This is a genomic window from Wolbachia endosymbiont (group B) of Horisme vitalbata (assembly GCF_964028625.1).
Lineage (GTDB): Bacteria > Pseudomonadota > Alphaproteobacteria > Rickettsiales > Anaplasmataceae > Wolbachia.
The window spans coordinates 1,514,243-1,535,327 of the sequence record NZ_OZ034797.1 but is presented as its reverse complement, the minus strand read 5'-3'; the positions used below and the strand labels follow the sequence as shown (position 1 = coordinate 1,535,327).

The 21,085-nt window shown below is 34.0% G+C and carries 15 protein-coding genes; 10 read left to right on the top strand and 5 right to left on the bottom strand.

Translation table 11 applies throughout. From position 1 onward, the window contains the following. The first annotated feature begins 54 nt into the window (after positions 1-54). From recR to ABWU56_RS07320, 4 genes are all read left to right on the top strand, one after another. Positions 55-660, top strand: a complete 606-nt coding sequence (recR, locus tag ABWU56_RS07335) for a recombination mediator RecR (RefSeq protein WP_064085684.1) — start codon at positions 55-57, stop codon at positions 658-660. 3 nt (positions 661-663) lie between these two features. Beyond that, positions 664-1,884, top strand: a complete 1,221-nt coding sequence (locus ABWU56_RS07330; protein WP_010403185.1) for a P-loop NTPase fold protein — start codon at positions 664-666, stop codon at positions 1,882-1,884. Positions 1,885-2,042: 158 nt separating this feature from the next. Continuing rightward, positions 2,043-3,947, top strand: coding sequence for a molecular chaperone HtpG (gene htpG / locus ABWU56_RS07325; protein ID WP_010403187.1), 1,905 nt, complete (start codon positions 2,043-2,045; stop codon positions 3,945-3,947). 38 nt (positions 3,948-3,985) lie between these two features. Then, positions 3,986-6,931, top strand: coding sequence for an ankyrin repeat domain-containing protein (locus ABWU56_RS07320; RefSeq protein ID WP_353281483.1), 2,946 nt, complete (start codon positions 3,986-3,988; stop codon positions 6,929-6,931). Here the strand turns inward: ABWU56_RS07320 and ABWU56_RS07315 are convergent. Then, the gene (locus ABWU56_RS07315; protein WP_264953053.1) at positions 6,842-8,530 is read right to left on the bottom strand and encodes a recombinase family protein; all 1,689 of its coding nucleotides are present in this window, start codon (positions 8,528-8,530) and stop codon (positions 6,842-6,844) included. The two genes, ABWU56_RS07320 and ABWU56_RS07315, sit on opposite strands and share 90 nt — an antisense overlap. A 482-nt stretch (positions 8,531-9,012) precedes the next feature. Here ABWU56_RS07315 and ABWU56_RS07310 point away from each other — a divergent pair, with 482 nt between their 5' ends. Together ABWU56_RS07310 and hemA are read left to right on the top strand one after the other, a co-directional pair. Further along, the gene (locus tag ABWU56_RS07310) at positions 9,013-9,231 is read left to right on the top strand and encodes a hypothetical protein (protein WP_353281481.1); all 219 of its coding nucleotides are present in this window, start codon (positions 9,013-9,015) and stop codon (positions 9,229-9,231) included. A gap of 62 nt (positions 9,232-9,293) precedes the next feature. After that, positions 9,294-10,490, top strand: a complete 1,197-nt coding sequence (hemA, locus tag ABWU56_RS07305) for a 5-aminolevulinate synthase (protein ID WP_353281972.1) — start codon at positions 9,294-9,296, stop codon at positions 10,488-10,490. Between the two features lie 321 nt (positions 10,491-10,811). On the opposite strand, the gene ABWU56_RS07300 is transcribed toward hemA, so the two are convergent. Genes ABWU56_RS07300 through rimM form a run of 3 tightly spaced genes read right to left on the bottom strand, consistent with a single transcriptional unit; the run spans position 10,812 to position 12,631 of the window. Next, a complete protein-coding gene (locus tag ABWU56_RS07300) occupies positions 10,812-11,504 on the bottom strand; it encodes an inositol monophosphatase family protein (protein ID WP_064085955.1) in 693 nt (230 codons plus the stop codon). Continuing rightward, a complete protein-coding gene (efp, locus tag ABWU56_RS07295) occupies positions 11,505-12,071 on the bottom strand; it encodes an elongation factor P (protein ID WP_010403241.1) in 567 nt (188 codons plus the stop codon). Between the two features lie 59 nt (positions 12,072-12,130). Beyond that, positions 12,131-12,631 carry a ribosome maturation factor RimM gene (gene rimM / locus ABWU56_RS07290; RefSeq protein WP_353281479.1) on the bottom strand — a complete coding sequence of 167 codons (501 nt, stop codon included), beginning with the start codon at positions 12,629-12,631 and terminating at the stop codon, positions 12,131-12,133. Between the two features lie 97 nt (positions 12,632-12,728). On the opposite strand from rimM, the gene ABWU56_RS07285 reads away from it, so the two are divergent. Beyond that, a complete protein-coding gene (locus tag ABWU56_RS07285) occupies positions 12,729-16,379 on the top strand; it encodes a DEAD/DEAH box helicase (protein ID WP_353281477.1) in 3,651 nt (1,216 codons plus the stop codon). On the opposite strand, the gene ABWU56_RS07280 is transcribed toward ABWU56_RS07285, so the two are convergent. Then, positions 16,376-17,545, bottom strand: a complete 1,170-nt coding sequence (locus ABWU56_RS07280) for an aspartate aminotransferase family protein (protein WP_353281475.1) — start codon at positions 17,543-17,545, stop codon at positions 16,376-16,378. The two genes, ABWU56_RS07285 and ABWU56_RS07280, sit on opposite strands and share 4 nt — an antisense overlap. A 64-nt stretch (positions 17,546-17,609) precedes the next feature. Here ABWU56_RS07280 and ABWU56_RS07275 point away from each other — a divergent pair, with 64 nt between their 5' ends. From ABWU56_RS07275 to tsaD, 3 genes are all read left to right on the top strand, one after another. Next, positions 17,610-19,037 (top strand): sensor histidine kinase, encoded by a 1,428-nt coding sequence (locus ABWU56_RS07275; protein ID WP_010403276.1) that lies wholly within the window; start codon positions 17,610-17,612, stop codon positions 19,035-19,037. Positions 19,038-19,214: 177 nt separating this feature from the next. Next, on the top strand, positions 19,215-19,952 hold the full coding sequence (locus tag ABWU56_RS07270; protein WP_010403278.1) for a hypothetical protein: 738 nt from the start codon (positions 19,215-19,217) through the stop codon (positions 19,950-19,952). Positions 19,953-20,023: 71 nt separating this feature from the next. After that, positions 20,024-21,034, top strand: coding sequence for a tRNA (adenosine(37)-N6)-threonylcarbamoyltransferase complex transferase subunit TsaD (gene tsaD, locus ABWU56_RS07265; RefSeq protein ID WP_064085270.1), 1,011 nt, complete (start codon positions 20,024-20,026; stop codon positions 21,032-21,034). Positions 21,035-21,085 lie beyond the last annotated feature (51 nt).

Here is a 21,085-nt window from a genome sequence, read left to right as displayed (position 1 = left end):
CTTTACGAAAGGTTTGATGTTATCATTTTATAAACTATATCCTGAATTTGTTAAATGAACATTAATATAAAGAATTTAGTTCATGCTTTTTCTAAATTGCCAAGTTTAGGTCCATCATCATCACGAAGGTTAGTTATACATTTGCTCCAAAATAAAGAGAAAGTCATGCTACCGCTTGCATCTTTGATTAGAGAGCTAGCGGATCTTATAATAGAGTGCAAAATTTGTGGAAACCTAGATACTAAATCGCCGTGTTCTATTTGTACTAACCCAAAGCGTGACACCAAGTTAATGTGTGTAGTAGAAGAATTGGGTGATCTATGGGCATTTGAAAAAGGGAATATATATTCAGGTATGTATCATGTTTTGGGTGGAAGGCTATCAGCAATAAATGGCATAGGTCCAAAAGAACTGAATCTTGATAACATTCCCAAAAAAGTTACAGAATTTAAAATTGAAGAGGTCATTATTGCAATCAATCCGACATTAGAAGGCCAAGTTACTGCGCAATATATAATTGAATTGCTAAAGAATTCGAATGTAAAAATATCGCGCCTTGCTTGTGGTATACCGATAGGTGGAGAAATTGACTACCTAGATGAAGGGACTCTGAAGATAGCGCTTACGTCAAGACAAGAGTATGAGTTAAATATAAAGTAAGGTATGTGCTTAAAAAAACTTACATCGCTAATAACCTTCAGAAAAAAAGAAGAGAAACAATTGCCTAAGGTAATAAATTGGGAAGGTGATTGCTTGGGTTATAAGCAAATTGCAAGTAAATTTAGTTCTATAATCAAGACAATCGATAAGTCTTTTTCAATCGTATCCTTAGAAGGATATGATAAGTGGGGTAAGACATTTTTTTTGAAAGAATGGGTAAAAGATCTAGAGCAGCAAAATGAAATTGCAGCTTATTACAGCGCATGGGATATTAGTGCGCTAGATCAACCATTGCCTTCTTTTTTGCATTTCTTGTTTGAGGATCTATTCGCATCATACAAAGTAAAAAGGAGTGTTATACAGCAGTTCAAAAACATAAACCAAGAACTATTTTCTCTCAATACATTAGGAAAGCTGATCAGTAAATCTCCACTTGCTATGCTTTCAGTATTTCTCGATGCTGCAAAAGAGGCTGATAAGAAAGACATTGGTTTTGTCTTGGGTGAATTAAATCTTCTCCAAAGGAGAAAAGAGAACATTAGAGACTTTAAGATACAACTAGCAGATGTGGTTAATAAAATCAGGAAAGACAAAAACATTTATATAATGGTCGATGATCTTGATATATGTCGCCCTAAATTCATTGTCGATTTTTTAGAATCCATAAAGTACATGCTTGATGTCGAGGGACTGGTTTTCATTATCTCTGTTAGCCAAGATAAGAGTAATGTGCAAAGAGCAATTAGCACAATACTTGGACCAAATTTTAGCCTAAAATCTTTTACTGATCTCTCTTTGCATTTGCCAAAACAGCCAACAGAGCAGTTTATAAGAAAACTGTTTGAAAGTTCTGAATTACCGAAAAAATCAAAGAGCTTAATTATAGATAGCTTTATATTTTATGCAGAAAGCTTCTCATTATCACTGCAGGCAATACAATACTGTATAAGGAGAATAAAGCTATGTTTTTTGAACCATGCAAAAGAAGAATTACTTGATCCGAATTTATTTACATTTTTAGTAATACTACAGTCAGTAAACACTGATTTGTACGAGGAATTATATTCATCACCTCAGAAAGTACTGGAGAAGATTGAGAGTGATTTAATGCCAAATGGTCAAGAAGAATGGAAAAAGCTTAAAATCTCTCTTGAGACTACTTTTAAAAAAAAAGAATCAAAGACTAACAAATCTTTGAAGCAAATAAGAGATATTATATTCTAGCACTTTCTTCTTAATTTGCATGACACAATGGTTGTACTTATTCCAGTTTAGCATTGGAACCATAAGTTGGCCCACATAAATTTTAGCATGTGTGACCTTGAAAGATCGCAGTGCAATACTTAAATTATTAGAGTAGTAGGCTAATAATGGAGCTCAAAATGCACAACATACAAGAAACTGAAAGTTTAAAATTTGACGCTGAAGTAGGCAAAGTACTAAATATAGTAATTCATTCACTTTATACTAATAAGGATATTTTCTTGCGTGAGTTAATATCAAATGCATCAGATGCATGTGATAAATTGCGCTATGAATCACAATTAAATGCTGATTTATTAGATTCAAGTGATGAGTTGAAGATTACTATTAGCTCCAGTAAAGATAAGAATGAGCTGTATATAACCGACAATGGAATTGGCATGAACAGGCAAGATTTAATAGATAATCTTGGCACGATTGCAAGTTCTGGTACGCAAAAATTCTTGGATGCAATTAAGAATAATAAAGATTCGAGCCAAGCTGTAGAGCTGATTGGAAAGTTTGGTGTTGGTTTTTATTCAAGCTTCATGGTTGCTTCAGAAGTTATAGTAGAATCAAGGAAAGCCGGAGAAGAAGAGTCTTGGGTGTGGAAATCTAAAGGAGATGGAGAGTATTCAATCAGCAAATTAGATGGTCAAATCTCTCGTGGCACAAAAATTACGCTCATCATGCGTCCTGAAGAAAGCGAATTTTTAGACAAATTCCGTATTGAAAACATCGTTACTACTTACTCTGACCACATAAATTTTCCCGTTGAGTTTGTAAATGAAGAAGGAAAAAGTGAAAAATTAAATAGCAAAGCTGCAATTTGGACTAAGCCAAAAAATGACGTTACTCCAGAAGAGCACAACGACTTCTTCCGTGGTGTTGCACATGTGGGCGGTGAGCCTTGGATGATATTTCATAATAAAAATGAAGGTGCAATAGAGTATACGAACTTGCTTTATGTTCCTTCTATCAAGCCTTTTGATTTATTTCATCCAGATAGACGCTGCTCTGTAAAATTGTATGTAAATAAAGTGTTTATCACTGAAGATAATGTGCAGATTATACCGCAGTACTTGCGTTTTTTGAAAGGTGTGGTTGATTCACCGGATTTGCCTCTTAACATCAGCAGAGAAACACTGCAGAATAATCGCGTTGTTGAGCAGATTAGGAAATCTTTAACTAAGCGCATAATATCAGAGCTCGGCAAAAAAGCAAAAGAGAATTTAGAGGAATATACAAAATTCTGGGGCAATTTTGGTGCGGTGTTAAAAGAAGGTCTTTGCGAAGCTATGCCAACTGATGAAAGAGAAGCATTGCTTTCCATTTGCAGATTTCATAGCACCAGTGATGGTAAGCTAGTTAGCATTGATGATTATATAAGCAGAATGAAGCCTGAACAGGAACATATCTACTATCTCACAGGTAATAGTCTCGATTCAGTGAAAAACAGTCCACAACTTGAAGGATTTGTCAGTAAGGGATTGGAGGTGCTTCTATTTGTTGATCCAGTTGATGATTTCTGGACTAGCGTAATTCATGAATATAAAGATCAAAAATTTAAGTCTGTAACTCGTGCAGATGTTGATTTAGAAAAATTCTCTTCAGAAGAAGGTAAGAAAGATGAAGAAAATAAATCAGATGAAAACAAAAGCGAAGAAAACGCGGATTCTATACTCGAATACTTCACCAAGGTTCTTGGAAGCTTAGTAAAAAGTGTAAAGATCTCTAAGAAATTAACCGATAGTCCTGTGTGTCTAGCAGTTGATGAAGGAACTATGGATCTCCGTATGGAGCGTTTTTTACGTGAACAGAAGCAGCTAAATTACCGCACGCCAAAAGTACTTGAAATTAACATTAAGCATCCTTTGATAAGAAACATAATGGAATCTCACGCTGAAAATGGTGAAAATCCAACACTTGGAGATATGATTTACTTATTGTTCTATCAAGCTTGTATAGTGGAAGGTGAAGAGATGGAAGACGTAAGTCTATTTGCTAAAAGGCTCAATAACTTGCTTGGCAAAATTTCTATTTAATGCTATACTTAGTTTAGCTAATAATTAGGGGGTAAAACATGGGGTGGAATTTACTTGGTGGGCTCATGCCGCCAGCAGTAGATACTGCAGGAGAAAGTGAGCGACGCCATTCTGGAGATTCAGGCACTGAAGAGGAGTTTGAAATTTTAGGGCGAGAAGAAATTAAGGAGCGTCGCTACTCTGGAGATTCAGGTGATGAGAGTCAAGAAGAAGCTGATGTGAGGGATTCTGATGTTGAACCTAGTGTACCAATTATGTTACAGTTTCAACTAACACAATCTCTGCTAAGTCAAGTAAAGGCAAGTGAGAATAATAGGAATGCAAATTCTGGCAAGCAAGCTTACAAAGACCTACCCAGGATGGATTTTGTAATTAATGGTCAAGTTATAGACAAGAATTTCGTTAGCCAGCTTCGTGATAAATGTAATCAAAATGACCAACGCCAAATTGCAAAACATGTTTTTACAAAAATGTTTGAACATGCTAAAGCAGAAATTCCAAATGATAATCTATTAGAAGAATTAATTACTAGTTGCAATCAGGCTGGTTATGATGGCTCTTTGTTAATGCAGCTCTCTCTTATATTTTTGGGACACGGTTTGCAATTGCCTGATGCTAATGATAGACATATAGAGATTGTCTGTAGTGATCAGGATTCTTTAAACGTTAAATATTGTCCAAATATGCCTGTTAAGCAACTGGGTAAAGAAATATGCAGGGTTGATGCTATTTTAGAGTTCACCCTTAAGTTTCGAGATAGTAAGGTAGAGTATGAAAACGGCAAAGTAACATTTGCTATTCCTGAACAATTAGAGAATTACAAAGCTGATGGCAAAAGTTTGTTAGATGAAATAAATAGGCATTTCGAAGATGAGGATAATAGAATTACAGAGACTCTTGAGAAAAATATGAATGAAGGACCTAAGTCATTTGCTGCTGAAGACTTGTCTATTACTGAGAGTTCATCTGATAGTAGTGAAGTAGCAAACAAAGTAGTTACTGATCCAGGCATTTTAGGTAATGTTGCGAATGTATTGGTAGGTGTTGCAGAAGTTACAGCAGTTGTAGCAACAGAGTTATTTTGGCCTCAAGATCAGGTTAATATAGAACCAAGGCATAATGAAGAAGAATTTACCATTATCCCTGAAAATTTAACCTTTGATGGATTAATAGACGTTATAAATAAAGCAAAAAATTATGGTGATTATGCAGATTTAGATAAAACTATAAATAATATAGAGGAAAGCAATAGATTTATTACTGATTTGAATTGTGGTAATTTGAAGGATTTTTGCTCTCAACAGCTTAATTTGACTGATCATACGCACAATGTGCTGTTGAATAATAGTTATGATGAAACAAATGGTTATTATAATCATTCAGTAAAAGAGCTTTCACTACTAGCCATTGCAGCTAATGATACGCTTGTGGAAAGATATGCAGAAACGCATAAAAGTATATTATTTACGCAAGATGAAGGGCTCGATAGGCTACTTATTGGTGTTGGTGGACAATGCTATATTAAGTTTTTATTAGAGCATTTGGATAAGCCGAATCATACTATGTTTTTGGATGGTATATGTAAAAAACTTGAAAGGGCATCTTTTGTTGGTAATCAAAAATGCGTAGAAGTGATACTAAATAGGTTTAAGAATACTGAGGCTGAAGGTAGAATTATTTTTTCATCTAAACTTTTGCACTATGCTATACACTTAGCTCCTGAAAGTAAAGCGGCAGAGGTAATTGTTAATCGTAAAGTTGTTGATATTAATAGTATAGATAATTCTGGAATTGCACCTTTGCATTATGCTGTAGCACGTGATAATTTTAAACTAATAAGCTTACTTATTGAAAATGGTGCTAATGTTGATGTTCAAGATGGGAGGCATGGCAGAACAGCTTTACATTGGGCTGCTTACCATGATAAATTTGAAATAGTAAAATTACTTGTAAACAAGGGAGCTGATTGGAACATTAAAGATAGAGATGGCAAAACAGCTTTAGATCTGGTAGGAACGAAAAGTTTATATTTGGTAAGGGAAGAAAACAGGGAAAAATCTTCTAGTGAATCAAAAATCACAAAATTTCTTGAAGGTTTAGATGATAAAACACCTTTGCATTTAAATATTAAAAAAGATCCAGAATCCAAAAATATTGATAATCAACGGCCACAAAGGAGTATTGTTGATAAAGAAGAAAATATTATGAATAATAAAAAGGTTTCAATAGAAGAAACTATAGATAATAATAATTATAGGAGGGGTAAAATGCCTAAAAATATAGAAGAGAAATTGTCTAATGCTATCTTCGCTCTTAATTATGAAGAAGTAATGTCTTTAGTGGAAAAGGTAAGGAAAGAGGACAATAGTGTAGACACAAAGCAAATCTTGAATAAAGCCTTAGAAGACGCTAATAAGACGGAAGTTGGTAAGAAAGATAAAGAATCTAAAAGCAAGCTCGCAAAAATTAAAATATTTCTTGAAAAAGAGCTTGAGAACATCGCTGCTGCATCACCAGTGAGCGATGATGTGAAAACTACCGCAAGTAGTAAAAAAGCTCCTGTGGTGGAGTCTGAAGGAAGTGAATCAAATTTAGCATCGTCGAGTTCTGAAGATGATGATTTTTCTAAACTTGAAAGTGACGATTCTCCTAGAATTTCTTCAGATTCTCCTTCGTTTGATATTATTTATGAAACAGAAGTACCTGAAACTGCAGCAGAAATGCCTTCAATGGTCACTGAGGGAAAGTCTGATGATCTAAATAACGAAAAAGATGATCAGCAAAATCTTACAATACCTACAGCTGTAGATCAGGGTACATCGCCTATTCCCGAAAGTCAATGTGGTACTGCACACAATGAAGAAGATTTTACTGTTCTACCTCAATCATCATCATTAGGTTTTGCAAATGAAAGTGTTAATACACCTACGACAATGTTGCAAATTTTTATTTTCCTTTCCATTATGTCCAGAAGAGTTCGGTAGCTCTTTTACGCGAAATACCACATTTACGTCCTCAAGGTTAATTTCAATTCTCTTGACCAATGTTCTGATAATATCACGTTTAGTTAACCAGTCTGCGTTATCAAGGTTTAACGTAATATTGGAAGAAAAGTCTTCTAAATTGGCCACAACCAGAGTTACCTCCTGTTCTAATTCCTTTTGATAAAATATCTTTTTCTTCTCTTCTTTAATTGTTTTTAAGCTTTGTTTCATTGCTTTAATTCGTGGTTCAAATTCCTCTTGATTGATATATTCTTGAGCATAACTATCGATAAGTCTAGCAATACCACGTTTTAATTTATTTTCTTGTTTCTCTAGCAGGTCACTTTTTTGATCCAATGATGATTTTTTTAGTTCTGAAAGCCTACGCTTGTATTCTTCTAAAATCCTGTTTGGATTTTTCAATAACTGCTTAACCTCTTCCCACACAGCTGTTTCTAATGCATCTGAGCGAATGGGTTTATTGTCACAAATCTTATTACCACCAAAACGGTAAGAATCTTTACCACTACAACGGTAATATGCATAATGACCACCTTCTTCTTCTCGTCTACTTCTCATGCAAGTTCCGTAACATCCGTAATTACAACGCTTACATATGACTAAACCTTGTAGTAAGTACTTTGCTCCTCTTTTTCTTGTCCTTGCTACTTTTCTATTTTCAGCTAATTGTTCTTGAACAATATCAAATATATCTTCATCTACTATATTTGGCACTTTAATATAAATCCAATTTGCTTTTTCAACAGGATAGACAGAGTGGTTACTTTTTGGCTGCTCACAAGAGCCTTTCTGTGGTCTTACTTGCTTTAATCTTACTCCTAACCTTCTTCTACCAAAAGCTGCTTGTCCTTTGTAAGCAGGGTTTTTCAACATACTCCAAATTGTACCTTTATTCCAGCGTTCTTTTCCTTTTTGTGTCTTAATGGACATAGTATTTAGCCGACGACATACTTCCCCAATACTTGTTCTTTCTCTGCCTATCCACAAAAATACTTTACGAACGACATCAGCTTCTTTTTCGTTAATCTCAAATAAAGCTTGTCCTCCTCCCATATGCTTATCTATATAACGATAACCATAAGGAGCTCCTCCCATTACATTTACATAGCCTTTGTTAGCTGCATAGATTTTACCACGACGACTTCGTTCCATAATTTTCGCACGTTCATATTCTGCTATCATACCTTGCATTTGTAACAGTAATTGAGATTCTGGGTTACCGTTAATCTCATAATTTAAAAAAACCACTTTTGCTCCTGCTTTTTCAAATTCTTCAATCAGCACCATTTGATATGCATATTTTCTAGATAAACGATCAGGAGAATGAATGTAAATCTTATCAATTTTACCTTCTGTTACTTTATCACGTAATTTTTCTAAATCAGGGCGGACTAAATGAGATCCACTGTAGCCGTTATCAATAAATTTATACTCACTTAACAATCTGTATCCGTCCAGATTAATTTGCTTCTCTAAAGCTGCAATTTGACTTTCTATCGTATTTCCTTCTACTTGTTTCCCCGAAGAAACTCTCGCATATAAACATACTGTTACCATTTGACCCTCCTTGAATCCCATTTTTATGTTTTAAGTTTTTTTGACTTATTTCCTTTGACACTACCTTTTCATAAGCATCTGATAAGCATTGTTCTGCTAACCGATTAGGTTCATAGCTACAGCTAATTTGGATAGCTAATCTCTTGTTTCTCATGACTTTTCCTTGAAATAATATGTTCATATCATTCCTTAAAGCCGATGGTTAATTGATTATTAGCGCTATAAGTAAATCGGACTCTTGGTTCTGGACACAGAAGTTTTCGAGAAATGGTTTTCTCTAGTTTTATTTTTATGTTTTTTGCAACATTGTCGGTAGTGTAAATACCGTAATATCAATTGATAATAACAGAAAAGAGCAAACTTCTAATAAACCCGCCAAGCATGTAGAACAAGTTGCTAACGAAAATATACAACCAAAATCAGTAGCTAATAAGCAAGCTAGTAATAGCAACAAAATTTACACAAAAGAGAATAGCGTAAAATGGCCTACTGTGGCTACATGGATGTTTGCAGTAACTGGAGTACTTTCATTAGCTGCTGCACCAGTTGCATATTTTGTTCTCGGTACTAGTTTGCTGGTAGCAGGAGTAGCGGCAGGCATTGGAGCTTTCTGTATAGTTGCTGCTATAGCTGTACATTATTATAATAAGGCACCTTCAGGTCCACTTAAAGGACCAGATGTTGAGGAGGTTGTTCGTAATGCTGCTGTAGAAGCAAGTTAAGAAATAGTAGTCTATCATTTAATAATTTATTATAATTATATTGATTGTTAATAGATAAAAACTTGGTAGACTACGAAAAAATATTCTTAAATAAAATCAAAGATATAAAAGAAGAAGGGCGCTATCGTGAATTTACTCATTTTGCGGCATTACCTGGCAAACTTCCCTATATTATGGATTATGAAAGAAATAGAGAGGTTATTGTCTGGTGCAGTAATAATTATCTGGGAATGTCACAAAACGATAGTGTCATTGCTGCTATTCAAAATTCATCTGTTGGTGCTGGAGGAACAAGAAATATATCAGGTACAACAAAAGAAGTTGTTGAACTCGAGAAGTCTTTGGCTGACTTGCATCAAAAAGAAGCTGCTTTAACTTTTGCTTGTGGCTACCTTGCCAACCAAACTACGCTTAGCACTTTGTCGTCTGTTATTCCGGGCGTGGTAATTTTTTCAGATGAGAAAAACCATTCTTCAATGATAGAAGGTATAAAATCAGGAAAAAGACCGAAGCACATATTTAGGCATAATGATGTTGATCACTTAGAGCAGTTGCTAAAGTCTATAGATATAAAAACGCCGAAAATAATAGCACTTGAATCTGTATACTCAATGGATGGTGATGTAGCACCGCTTGAAGCGATATGTGATCTAGCAGATCAGTATAATGCAATTACCTATTTGGATGAGGTACACGCAGTTGGCATGTATGGACCGCGCGGTGGCGGAATTGCAGAAAGAGAAGGTTTGATGGATAGAATAACTGTTATTCAGGGTACATTATCAAAGGCTTTTGGAGTGATGGGTGGATATATAGCGTCTTCAAAGAGCTTGGTGGATGTAATAAGAAGTTCAGCCCCAGGATTTATTTTTACTACTGCTATGTCACCCGTTTTAGCAGCAGCAGCAAAGGCAAGCGTTGAGCATTTAAAATCGAGCAATGTTGAAAGAGAGAAGCAAAAGCAGTCTGTTGAAAAGGTAAAAGACTCACTGAGAAACGCAGGAGTGAATTTTATGCAAACAGAAACTCATATAATTCCAATCATAATTGGCGATCCTGAGTTGTCCAAAAAAGCATCAAAATTGTTATTTGATGAGTATGGAATATATGTACAACATATAAATTACCCAACAGTTTCAAAGGGGACTGAGCGCTTCCGTATTACTCCTACGCCTTACCATACAAATGAAATGATAGAGCATTTAACAAAATCTCTTGTAAAAGTTTTTGAGAAATTGTCTGTTTGTGTCTGTTGTTGAGTTTAAAATTGCCAAGAATAAGGTATCTATTTAAAAGCATGGTTAATGTACAAAATCAGTGCTTTATTTCTTGTCATGAAAGTAGCTAACACTGGGATCTATAGCTCACACAGGTAAAGTTTACTCTTTTGTCATCCTATGGCTTGACCATAGGATCCAGTCTAAACAATCTGGATTCTAGTGTCACGTGCTGGAATGACACCTATTTGTTCCTATAGTTGTCTTTTCTCGTCTATCTTATTTTGCCACCCTGCTGCAATGAGGGGTAGGTAAGACCATTTATTATTTTCACTACGTGACTTTTGCTCTTTTGAATGAACTTTAGTTTATATCTCCAGCAATGACAAGCGCGTTATCTTCCCTTAATCTCCCACCGCTTTCTTGCAGAAAAAGCCTACCGAGTGAAGTTTTATATTTATTAATTCCAGAGTAAATTATTCCATTGTATCTTCCGGCAGCAAGATATGCAAAACCTAGTACCGTTGAGCCAAGGGAGCGTAGATTATTATTGTCAAGTGGTAATTTATTTAACAAATTACCACTTATGTCTATTATTCCCCCTTCACGAGCTTTCATCCGCATTTTTACATGGCGAGATTTGAAATCTTCAAGAAAAGCTCCTTTCTTTTCCTCTGCCCAGAAAGTTTCTCTAAGCGCTGGAGCATCAATCACAGCTGCTACAACTCTGTTTTTATGAATGAGACAAACTGATACTGCAAAATAAACCATACAACTAAAAAGGTTTTCCTTGCCTTCTATAGGCATAATAAACCAAGTATAACTGCCGTCTTTTAGATCTTGGCCCACATCGTCTTCAAAAATAAAGTCATAGTTCTGGTTGTAGTTTTTCAAGCAATCGTATATAAGTTGCTTGGATTTTGAATAAGTTTTATTGATAAAGTCTGCTGACTTAACGCTTGAAATTTGCAATTCATTAAAATCACGTATAAGCTGCTTGGAGGCACTGCGTACAGAATCAAGCATCACATTGATTCGTGGTGATGAAATGGCCATTTACTCTTTTACTCTTTCGTAATAGCTGTTATCAGGAGTATGTACTACAATTTTATCCCCTTCTTTTATAAATTGAGGCACGTTAACACGTATTCCGTTTTCCAAAATTGCAGGCTTATAAGAAGCAGTAACAGTCTGCCCTTTGATAACAGACTCTGTTCCTTTTACAGTTAGTGTAACGTGATCAGGCACATGTGCAGAAATTATTTTATCTTGATAAGTTACTACTTTAATTTTCATATTATCTTGCAAATAAGCCTTCTTTTCCCCTAATAAGTCTAAATTTATAACAATCTGCTCGTAACTACTTGGATGCATAAGATTTACGATATTCCCTTCAGTAAAGAGATAAACATATTCCTCTTCATCTAAAATTGCCCTTCTGATTGTTGCATCAGAGCGAAACCTCTCATAGTACTTTGCTCCTGTTTGGATATTTTTCATTTCAGCTTGTATATATGCACCACCCTTACCAGGTTGAGTATGCATAATACTTATAACCGAAAATAAACCACCGTTATGTTCTAGTACCTGACCTGGCCTGATATCATTAGCCCTTTCTGCCATAATTACACTTTTAATTTAGTCTGATGATTATAAATAACTTTATACAAATATCAAAATTTTTATTGGCCAATGAATTCTGGCATGTTGATTACTATATATCTTTCCTTCATGTTGATGTATGGAAATATTTCTTTAGTGAAAGATAGCATAATGTTTTTTTTTGTGCTGATAACCAAAATTTCTAATATATCCTCTGAGCCAAAATTATGTACAGACTTCACATAGCCATATAATTCATTACTTTCTAATCTTACTTCCATATTCACAAGATCATTTTGGTAAAATTCATCCTCATCATTTAATTGTGGTAGCTTATTTCTCTCTATATATAACTTTTTATTTCTTAAAAGTTCTGCTTCATTACGGGAGTTCACACCGCTAATTGTTGCTATTACTAAATTATTACTGACAACAGACACCAAGCTTATTTTATAATTTTCACTTTCGATTATTAGTTCACCATATAGGAAAATATTTTCGGGCTTTTCAGTAAAGGTTTTTATTTTGACAGCTCCTTTGATTCCATGAGGAGAAGTAATTATTCCGAGGCATATATTCATATTAATATGATAGTTGAAATCAGCTTTTTGTCCATAGAATTGACAATTTACTGAATTAACATACAATTAATATTGTAATAATTATAGCGGGTAATGTGTGAGTTCTATCAGTAATCAAGAAAAGCAAAGTATTATAAGTAGCTTAGAAAAAATCAACTGCAAGCTAAAAGGTGAATCTATAAAACTTGATGATACAAAGGAATCTATAATAGTAGCACGTCGTAAATCTGTTGTTAAAGGGATATTGGAACATCTCAAAAACCCTTCCATTGCTAACTGTAATGTTATGATCGATGCAGAAACTGGATTTGGTAAGACTTACGACATTGGAATACTGAGTCATGTACTAGCCCAAGCAGGATTTCATCATCTTGTTGCAGTACCAAGCAGTGATCTAGTAAACCAAGCTAAAAAAATGATGAGTAGTGCATTTACTGTAAACATTAGGACACCTAAAACTGCTGAGGAAATTAAAAATGCACTGAAGGCAACTAAACCTACAACAATTATAGTGACACATGACCTGTTATTACAGCAAGAAAATGATCGTAAATTTAAAGACCAAAATACCAAGTTGTGGATTAGTGTTGATGAAGCAGACAGTATTAACAAGCAGCAGGATTTTGAGAATATGTGCAAGCTTGATGAGAAATATCCTACGACTTACCTAACTGCAACACCAAAGAGAAGGATTTTAAATAGATGCGGAAAAGTTATCAGCCCGACAAGATTGAGTAGACGTTGTATTGCAAACGCCATCGAAACAGCAAGTGTTATTGCAAAAACCAATAGGAGAACAAATTTCACTCTAGCATTTGTAGTGAATATTGCTGTTACTATAATACCTATGATTACATTATTTCCTGTTATAAATAGTAATGTTGCTGCTGTAATTGGTCTAACTTCAGATTATTGGCTGTATTCTGCTTTGATTGGAAACTTATATTATACAATTTCTATGTTTATATTTGGTATAGTAATGTTGCCAATTTGGTGGGTACTAACTAAAGCAACTGGTGTAGAGTCAAAAGAACTGCTTTCTAGATTTCTTGCTAACGTGCGTAGCTTATTTACTAGAGAAAAATCGAGCCCAGCTCATGAATATGTTGAAGAGAGCGAAGAAGTTTTTAATTACAATAAGCTTGTTGATACCGATGATTTATTAACTTCTATAAGATGGAATGTGCAAAGCCCAATTGGAGAAAGTGCTCTGCTTTTAGCTGATGATGTAAATAGTATAGTTAATCTTAACTTTGCGTTGCAGGGTAGAGATAATTTAGTATATGAAGGTAGTACACGTTATGAAGTGTATAATAAATTTCAGCCTGAAGGGATATCTTATCAAGACTATAGGCTCAAGTTACGCGAAGCGAACTTTATAAGCTGCGTTAAAAAGCAACATCCTAGTCTGACAGAAGAGCAGATATCTGAATTAAAAGAAAAGGTGGATTTCAGTAGTACTGCTGAATATCTAAAATATAGAGTAATGCATTCAATGATCGATCTTACTCTCTCATATTTAATGAAGTGTGATAATATTACTTTAGATAAAAAAAGAAGAGAAGGTTTGAGTGAATTGATAGAAGATGTTAAAAAGAATGTTAGCACCACTAATGATAACAATATTATAAGCTACCTAGAGAGAAAAGGCTTTAGTGAGCAATTTGCTAGAGATGAGCTCTTACTGCAAATAAAGACAGTAATTGAAGCACTGAGTAAAAGTGATAATGAGCAATGCAGCTTAATAGTTGATAATTGGCGCTTAAGCAAAGAGCTCCATGACCTCATGGAAAGAGAGGAAGGTATACTACATAGTCTCATTGATTTCTGCAAACAAAATAAATGTATCTTTGCAGGAATTGGGAAAAATGATCTTGGTATTGGAGAAAACAGACTCTTTTCAGCGATAATACGTAATCAGATAGGTGGATATCGAACTCTTTATTGTGATTATGAAAAAAGAGATTTTGATTCATTGGCTAAATATGCGTTGACAACGGTTATAGATGGATCGAAAGGTCGTGGATTTGATAGTGAATATAATCATGTTGCATCAATATTTGCAGATTCGGTTAGTCAGTTCAATAATCCATCTGAAGCCCTACAGAATCTTGGAAGAAATAGAGAGCGTAATGAGAGCAGACAATCATGGTTTTTCGCTGCTGCAGGTGAAGAAGTTGAGCTATTTGTGAATAAGATCTTAGCAAATTTTAAAAACGAACCACAGAAATTTTGTCAGAAAGTTTTGTTTCCAGCTACTAATAAATACAATAAGTTGCTAAAAAATAGAATGGGAGAAGAACTTGGAAGAAAAATAGAAATCTATATTAGTAAAAATATTGATGCATTAGGAAATATTGATGATTCAGCTCTGAAGAAGTTTTCTAGTGATTTGATAAAAGAAACGTATGAAAAAGTTCATGATATAAATGATTTTGATGTCAAAAAGACAGAACAAGATTTACATAAGATTTTAAAAAGTACAGAGGCATACCTTCGTTCATATGAGAACAGAATTAAAAACAACGGTAAATTATCTTGCACACGCTCAGCTTTATTTTCTGTGGGGAGTGCTATAACAAAGGTAATGTATTATCTTTGGGCAGGGTTTGACTATTTAGTCTTTTTGGCTAAAGCGTACAATATAGATAAATCTGGAGATACCAGTGCAAGAGCGTATGTACACATAATCAGAAACTGTCACTGTGAAAGTAGTGTGAAGGCGCAAAATGTATTGGTTCATGCATTAGAAATTGCCAAAGAACATGACAGCAGTTTCAAAAGAAATAGTTTGTACGAAGGCAATGAGGATAGATGTAAAGAAAAAATCATCTCATATTTTCAATCCAAGCAATATATACGTGCATTAGATAGAACAATTGCTCAAATTGAAAATAAACACTTGGTAACAATTTTGAAAGCTGTAGGCTACGAAGATGATGCTAATAAAATGGCACAAGAAATCAAAGATTTTTTATGTGATTTAAAGAATTTAAATTGTGTAGACTTGAGAGAAAAATATTATCAAGGCAACTTATATCAAGAAAGCAAATTATACAAAATCAATAATCAAGTTAGTACGATAATTGATGAAATTGTAAGGTGTCATAAGTGGCATCATGGAATAGAGGACTTAGAGCTAAAATTAAAAATCAACCATAATATTTTTGAAGTCAGAGTTAACAATGATTTTTCTAAGTTACGTGAGAAAAACTTTAACAAACGCTCTAAAGAAAGGACATATCTAGGTAGAGCTATGTTACTTATTGGGTTTATAATTTCAATGGAGCTTATAGGTAGAATATCATCAGGTCAGACCATGCCATTGCCTTTACTTTGCGGTTTTATAGTATTTGGACCATTGGCACTCTTGTGTGGTGCATTGTTATATGAAATAACAACCTATTTAGTGAGAGGAGCATTTTTTACTTTTGGAGTGCCAATTCTTTTAGGAGAACTGTCTAAATGTGTTTTGAGAAACGGCTTAATGAAAAGTTTGTTAGATATGACATTATCGCTTGGTAACTCGGCTTTTTTCAATATTCCGAAAGACATCGTGCAATCGTTTATATTTGAGGATATAACAAAATTTGACTCACTAAGTGATATAAATGAGCTTACACTGATAAGAGAACAGGAAAAGGCAAAGTGTACAAATGAAGTAGCTGATAAAGTTGTAGCTACTGCTTTATCAGCAATTTTGATACAGCCAACAACTAGTGAGCAGGAAGGTTTAGTTTTTAACTAGAACTTTTCAGATAAATACTGAGTGAGGATTTCAATGCCTTCATCAATCTCTTTTTCAGTGATAATGAGTGGAGGCAAGATTCTTACAACGTTATCTGATGTTACTCCAACAGTGAGTAAACCACGGTGACTTAGCTCTTCTGCAAATTTTTGGTTATTCATTTTTACTTTTATTCCTAGCATCAACCCTTTTCCTCTCACTTCTTCTATCATTGGAAACTTGCTTGCTAAATTTTCTAGTTTGTTTTTTAAGTACTTACCTCTAACTTCAACATTTTCTAAGAAGCCAGGGCTGAGCAATTCATCCAATACAGCATTACCTACTGAAGTTGCAAGTGGATTACCACCAAAAGTAGAACCATGCATACCGACCGCCATGTACTTAGCAACCTTTTCAGTTGCAAGACAAGTCCCCAGAGGGAAACCTCCTCCTATTCCTTTTGCAAGAGCACATATGTCAGGCTTAATTCCTATGTGTTCATATGCAAATAACTTTCCTGTCCTGCCAGCACCGCACTGAACGCAATCAAAAAATAGCAGTATGTCGTTTTCGTTACATAGTTCTCTTAGCTCTTTCATGAAGACTTCACTCATTACTTTAATACCACCTTGTCCCTGTATTGGTTCTATTAATATAACACCTATGCCATTAGAAATTGCTTTCTTTACACTCTCAATATTGGGCTCTATGTTATCACACCAGTCAATATAAGGATTCAGTAATTCAGAAAATTTCTGTCTATCGTTTGTTGCACAAGTTAAAAATGTCCTTCCATGAAATGCACCATGAAATGTTAGAATTCTATAGCGATTTTTATTACCTTTTCCATTTTGATAGGCCCTAGCGATTTTAAGTCCACATTCCACTGCTTCTGATCCAGAATTTGCAAAAAATACAGTATTAGCAAAGCTGTTGTTTATTAAATTTTCTGCAAATTTGTTGGCAGTAGATATATTATAGGTATTTGATATATGCCATAGTTTTTCTCCTTGTAATTTTAGGACATCAGTTAATCGTGGGTTGGCATGACCTAAACTGCTAACAGCTATTCCAGAGTGAAAATCTATATAGCGCTTATTATCGATATCATACAAGTAAATACCTTTGCCATAAGAAAAATTTATGTTAACAGGAGAATAAACTGGCAAGATAGGAGAAATTGTCATAAAAGTATGATATGCTAATTTTTTATTAATACCATAAAAGACGTTATTTCACAATGAGAAGAATATGTATAAATTAAGTAAATTAATTTTTACTACACTAAAAACAAATAGATATACAAAAATTATCTCGCTATTCTTATTAATTTTTGTGGTTTTATTGGGCACAATATACCGCAGTTATTCATTAAAGAATAATTTTCTTTCTTTTTACCGTAATTCAAATGCAAACTTAAAAGATCTATTGGAAAATAGTATAATAAAAAAATATCATTATTTACTAATAGAAAAACATCATATTAAATATAACAGTTTTGATTACATAAACCAGTTGGTAAAATTGCGTGCTGAATTGTTACAATCAGTAAGCAAAGTAAGAAATTTTAGCTTAATACTGTATGATCAAAATGCCAGAGTAATTTTCAGTAATTTTAATACTCAAGGTCATGACTATGAGCAGTTGCTTACAAATGATGAAATTGATAAATTGCTAAGCAATCAAGAAATATTTTACGCTACAGGAAATACATTAACTTCTACTTTCCCTATATTTCATGAAGATGACATTAAGCCTTCATTTTTTTTGAAGATCATTCAAAGCTATAATGACTCTTATATTATGGTATATAGTCTATTTTCAATATTAATGGGCTTATTACTGGTTATCTTAATACTAATAATGCTTTATTTGCACTTTTCCAATACCCAAATGCTAGCCAAGCAGCATAAAACTAATATTGAATTACAAAGGGTTAAAGAGGCATTAGAGCAAGAAAATGCAAATAAGATAAAATTTTTTGCAAGTGTTACACATGAGTTGCGTACACCTCTTAATGCTATTATTGGATTTGCAAAGTTGATCAAAAATGAAACTTTAGGTTCGGTAGATCACTCTAAATACAAGGAATACGTAGACGATATATATAATGCTGGTACACATTTACTTGCTTTGATTAATGATGTGCTCGATTTTTCTAAAGCTGAATCAAGTAGTTTAACAGTAGAGAAAGTGAAGTTTAATCTGAATAAGATAATAGATTCGTGCTTAAAAATGTTATCACCTAAACTAAAAGAAACAGGTATTAGTTTAAAGAAAGAGATATCTGATAAACAATTATTAGTTATCGCCGATCCCAAAAGAATGAAGCAAGTTATAATAAATTTGTTATCAAATGCAATCAAGTTCACTCCTCAAGGTGGTTTAATAAGAATGATTATTAAAGAGAATATAGAAAAAAATTTATTAACTATTGAGTTTCATGATAATGGAATAGGGATAATGCAGCAGGACATATATAAAGTTATGTCCGTTTTTGGCCAAGCAGATTCGGGATATAGAAACGAAGGCACAGGTATCGGATTACCTCTAAGCAAGAAATTAGTAGAGTTAATGGGTGGGACTTTCAACATTCAAAGTGAAGCAAAACTTGGTACTACGATAACATTGAGCTTCTTTTATGAAGAGCAAACATGTGAAAAGTTGATTGATTTTTAGTAAAATATATTTGATATTGCACTTTTATATCTAGTACATTCCTAAGTCATACTGACGTGATACCTCTTGGCTAATAATAAGTAGCGGAATGTAAGTAAATTAAACTTTTTTTAGCTATACTTCCTGAAAACACTTTATAATTCTTGAGCATAAAGAAAATTCCTTTAATAATGAAGCATGCTAATCAGGAACTTAATAAAACAAGCAACTCAAGTAGGAAATAGTGAAAACGTAATACAATATGTCAAATATCTCTATCAATTTGAGAAGTTTAGAAATACATTAAACCTCACTTTGTCACTAATAAAGCAAACTAGACTCTCGTTTGAAATATATCAAGAAGGATTAGTGGATATGGAAGAGGGAGTGTGTAAGACAATTCGTTCTTCTGGTTTAAATAAGTATGTTATTGTGCTAAGAAGGTCAAATCCTTACATCATAGTACATGAACTTTCACATATGGTTGAAAATGAACTGAACTTAAGCTTAGAGCAAGAATTTCTCTATAAAGTTTATCAGGATATTGAGCAGAACTTAAAGCAGTCAAATATTCTGGTACAAAAAATTATTGGTCAAATTATATTTAAGGAGATACAAGTTTACCAAACTCCAAAATCACGTGCGTCTGAGTTATTCGCACGCTATTTTGAGCTGTTTGCTTGGGCTCAGGAAGTTTATCCTAAAGATAAAGAATATCTAATTCGCACTCAAGATTTAAATAAAGTATTTCTTGCTACTAACCAATGGAAAAAGAGATGCCTGGATCCACAAATAATGAAGATAATAGATAAAGAAGTAAAGGAGTATAGCAATAAAACTGCCTTTAAAGATATAAACAAAGTACAAAGCAGTTGGACTAATAAATTTTCCTCTGGGAGTAAAAAAATTGGTTCTATATTTGGAGATGATAATTAGCTTAACAGAACAAAGTTCACTTCTTCAACATTTCAAGTTATAGTTCTCACAATTAAAGAGTTCAAATATATATGAAAACTATATTAGCTGTTGAAACAAGCTGTGATGAAACTGCAGCAGCAATTGTAAATAGTAATAAGCAAGTCCTTGCTCACGAAATTCTTTCTCAGGAAGAGCACAAAAAACGCGGTGGGGTAATACCTGAAATAGCGTCACGTGCTCATATGAAGCATTTAAGTGGTCTAGTAAAAAGCGCTATAGAAAAATCTAACCTTAACTTTTGTGATCTAGATGCAATTGCAGCAACATCAGGACCAGGACTCATAGGTGGACTAATAGTTGGTACAATGATGGCTAAAGCAATTTCGCATGTAGCACAAAAACCGTTTATTGCAGTTAATCACTTAGAGGCACACACATTAGTTATTAGGCTGCTATATGAGGTTAAATTTCCATTTCTAGTCCTACTTATATCGGGTGGCCATTGTCAATTTTTAATTGCACAGGATGTAGGTAAGTATATTAAACTTGGAAAAACACTTGATGACTCGCTGGGTGAAGCGTTTGATAAAATTGCTAAGATGCTGGATCTAAGCTATCCTGGAGGTCCATTGATTGAAGAGTTAGCTAAAAAAGGTGATGGTATGAGATTTAAGCTGCCAAGAGCAATGATAAAACGTTCTGGATGTGACTTCTCATTTTCTGGAATTAAAACAGCAGTAAAAAACTTAGTTAAAGAGCTTGCAATGAGCAAGCAAGATGTTTGCGATATGTGTGCTTCGTTTCAAGAGTGTATTAGCGACATATTACTCGATAGAGTCAGAAATGCTATTGATATCACTGCATCTTTAAATATTAAAATCAATGATTTTGTAATTACCGGTGGAGTTGCAGCAAATAATTTTCTGAAGGAGAGATTGAAAAAATACATAGATTTGAACGTGCTTTCTCCTCCAAGCAATTTATGTACAGACAATGCAGTGATGGTTGGATGGACAGGAATTGAAAGGTTACAGAGAAACTATGTAGACTCTCTTGACTTTGCACCAAGGCAAAAGTGGGAATTAGAAAAATATTACTAGCACAAAAAATTATCTACTATATAATGCGGCCGCTGGTGAATTTTTGTAGGC

What these genes read in the sequence shown, in the direction of transcription:
- tsaD (WP_064085270.1), top strand. Translation starts at nt 20,024, where the DNA reads ATGAAAACTATATTAGCTGTTGAAACAAGCTGTGATGAAACTGCAGCA.
- ABWU56_RS07310 (WP_353281481.1), top strand. Translation starts at nt 9,013, where the DNA reads ATGTTTGCAGTAACTGGAGTACTTTCATTAGCTGCTGCACCAGTTGCA.
- ABWU56_RS07270 (WP_010403278.1), top strand. Translation starts at nt 19,215, where the DNA reads ATGCTAATCAGGAACTTAATAAAACAAGCAACTCAAGTAGGAAATAGT.
- ABWU56_RS07275 (WP_010403276.1), top strand. Translation starts at nt 17,610, where the DNA reads ATGTATAAATTAAGTAAATTAATTTTTACTACACTAAAAACAAATAGA.
- ABWU56_RS07320 (WP_353281483.1), top strand. Translation starts at nt 3,986, where the DNA reads ATGGGGTGGAATTTACTTGGTGGGCTCATGCCGCCAGCAGTAGATACT.
- htpG (WP_010403187.1), top strand. Translation starts at nt 2,043, where the DNA reads ATGCACAACATACAAGAAACTGAAAGTTTAAAATTTGACGCTGAAGTA.
- ABWU56_RS07315 (WP_264953053.1), bottom strand. Translation starts at nt 8,530, where the DNA reads ATGGGATTCAAGGAGGGTCAAATGGTAACAGTATGTTTATATGCGAGA.
- recR (WP_064085684.1), top strand. Translation starts at nt 55, where the DNA reads ATGAACATTAATATAAAGAATTTAGTTCATGCTTTTTCTAAATTGCCA.
- rimM (WP_353281479.1), bottom strand. Translation starts at nt 12,631, where the DNA reads ATGAATATATGCCTCGGAATAATTACTTCTCCTCATGGAATCAAAGGA.
- ABWU56_RS07280 (WP_353281475.1), bottom strand. Translation starts at nt 17,545, where the DNA reads ATGACAATTTCTCCTATCTTGCCAGTTTATTCTCCTGTTAACATAAAT.
- ABWU56_RS07330 (WP_010403185.1), top strand. Translation starts at nt 664, where the DNA reads ATGTGCTTAAAAAAACTTACATCGCTAATAACCTTCAGAAAAAAAGAA.
- ABWU56_RS07300 (WP_064085955.1), bottom strand. Translation starts at nt 11,504, where the DNA reads ATGGCCATTTCATCACCACGAATCAATGTGATGCTTGATTCTGTACGC.
- efp (WP_010403241.1), bottom strand. Translation starts at nt 12,071, where the DNA reads ATGGCAGAAAGGGCTAATGATATCAGGCCAGGTCAGGTACTAGAACAT.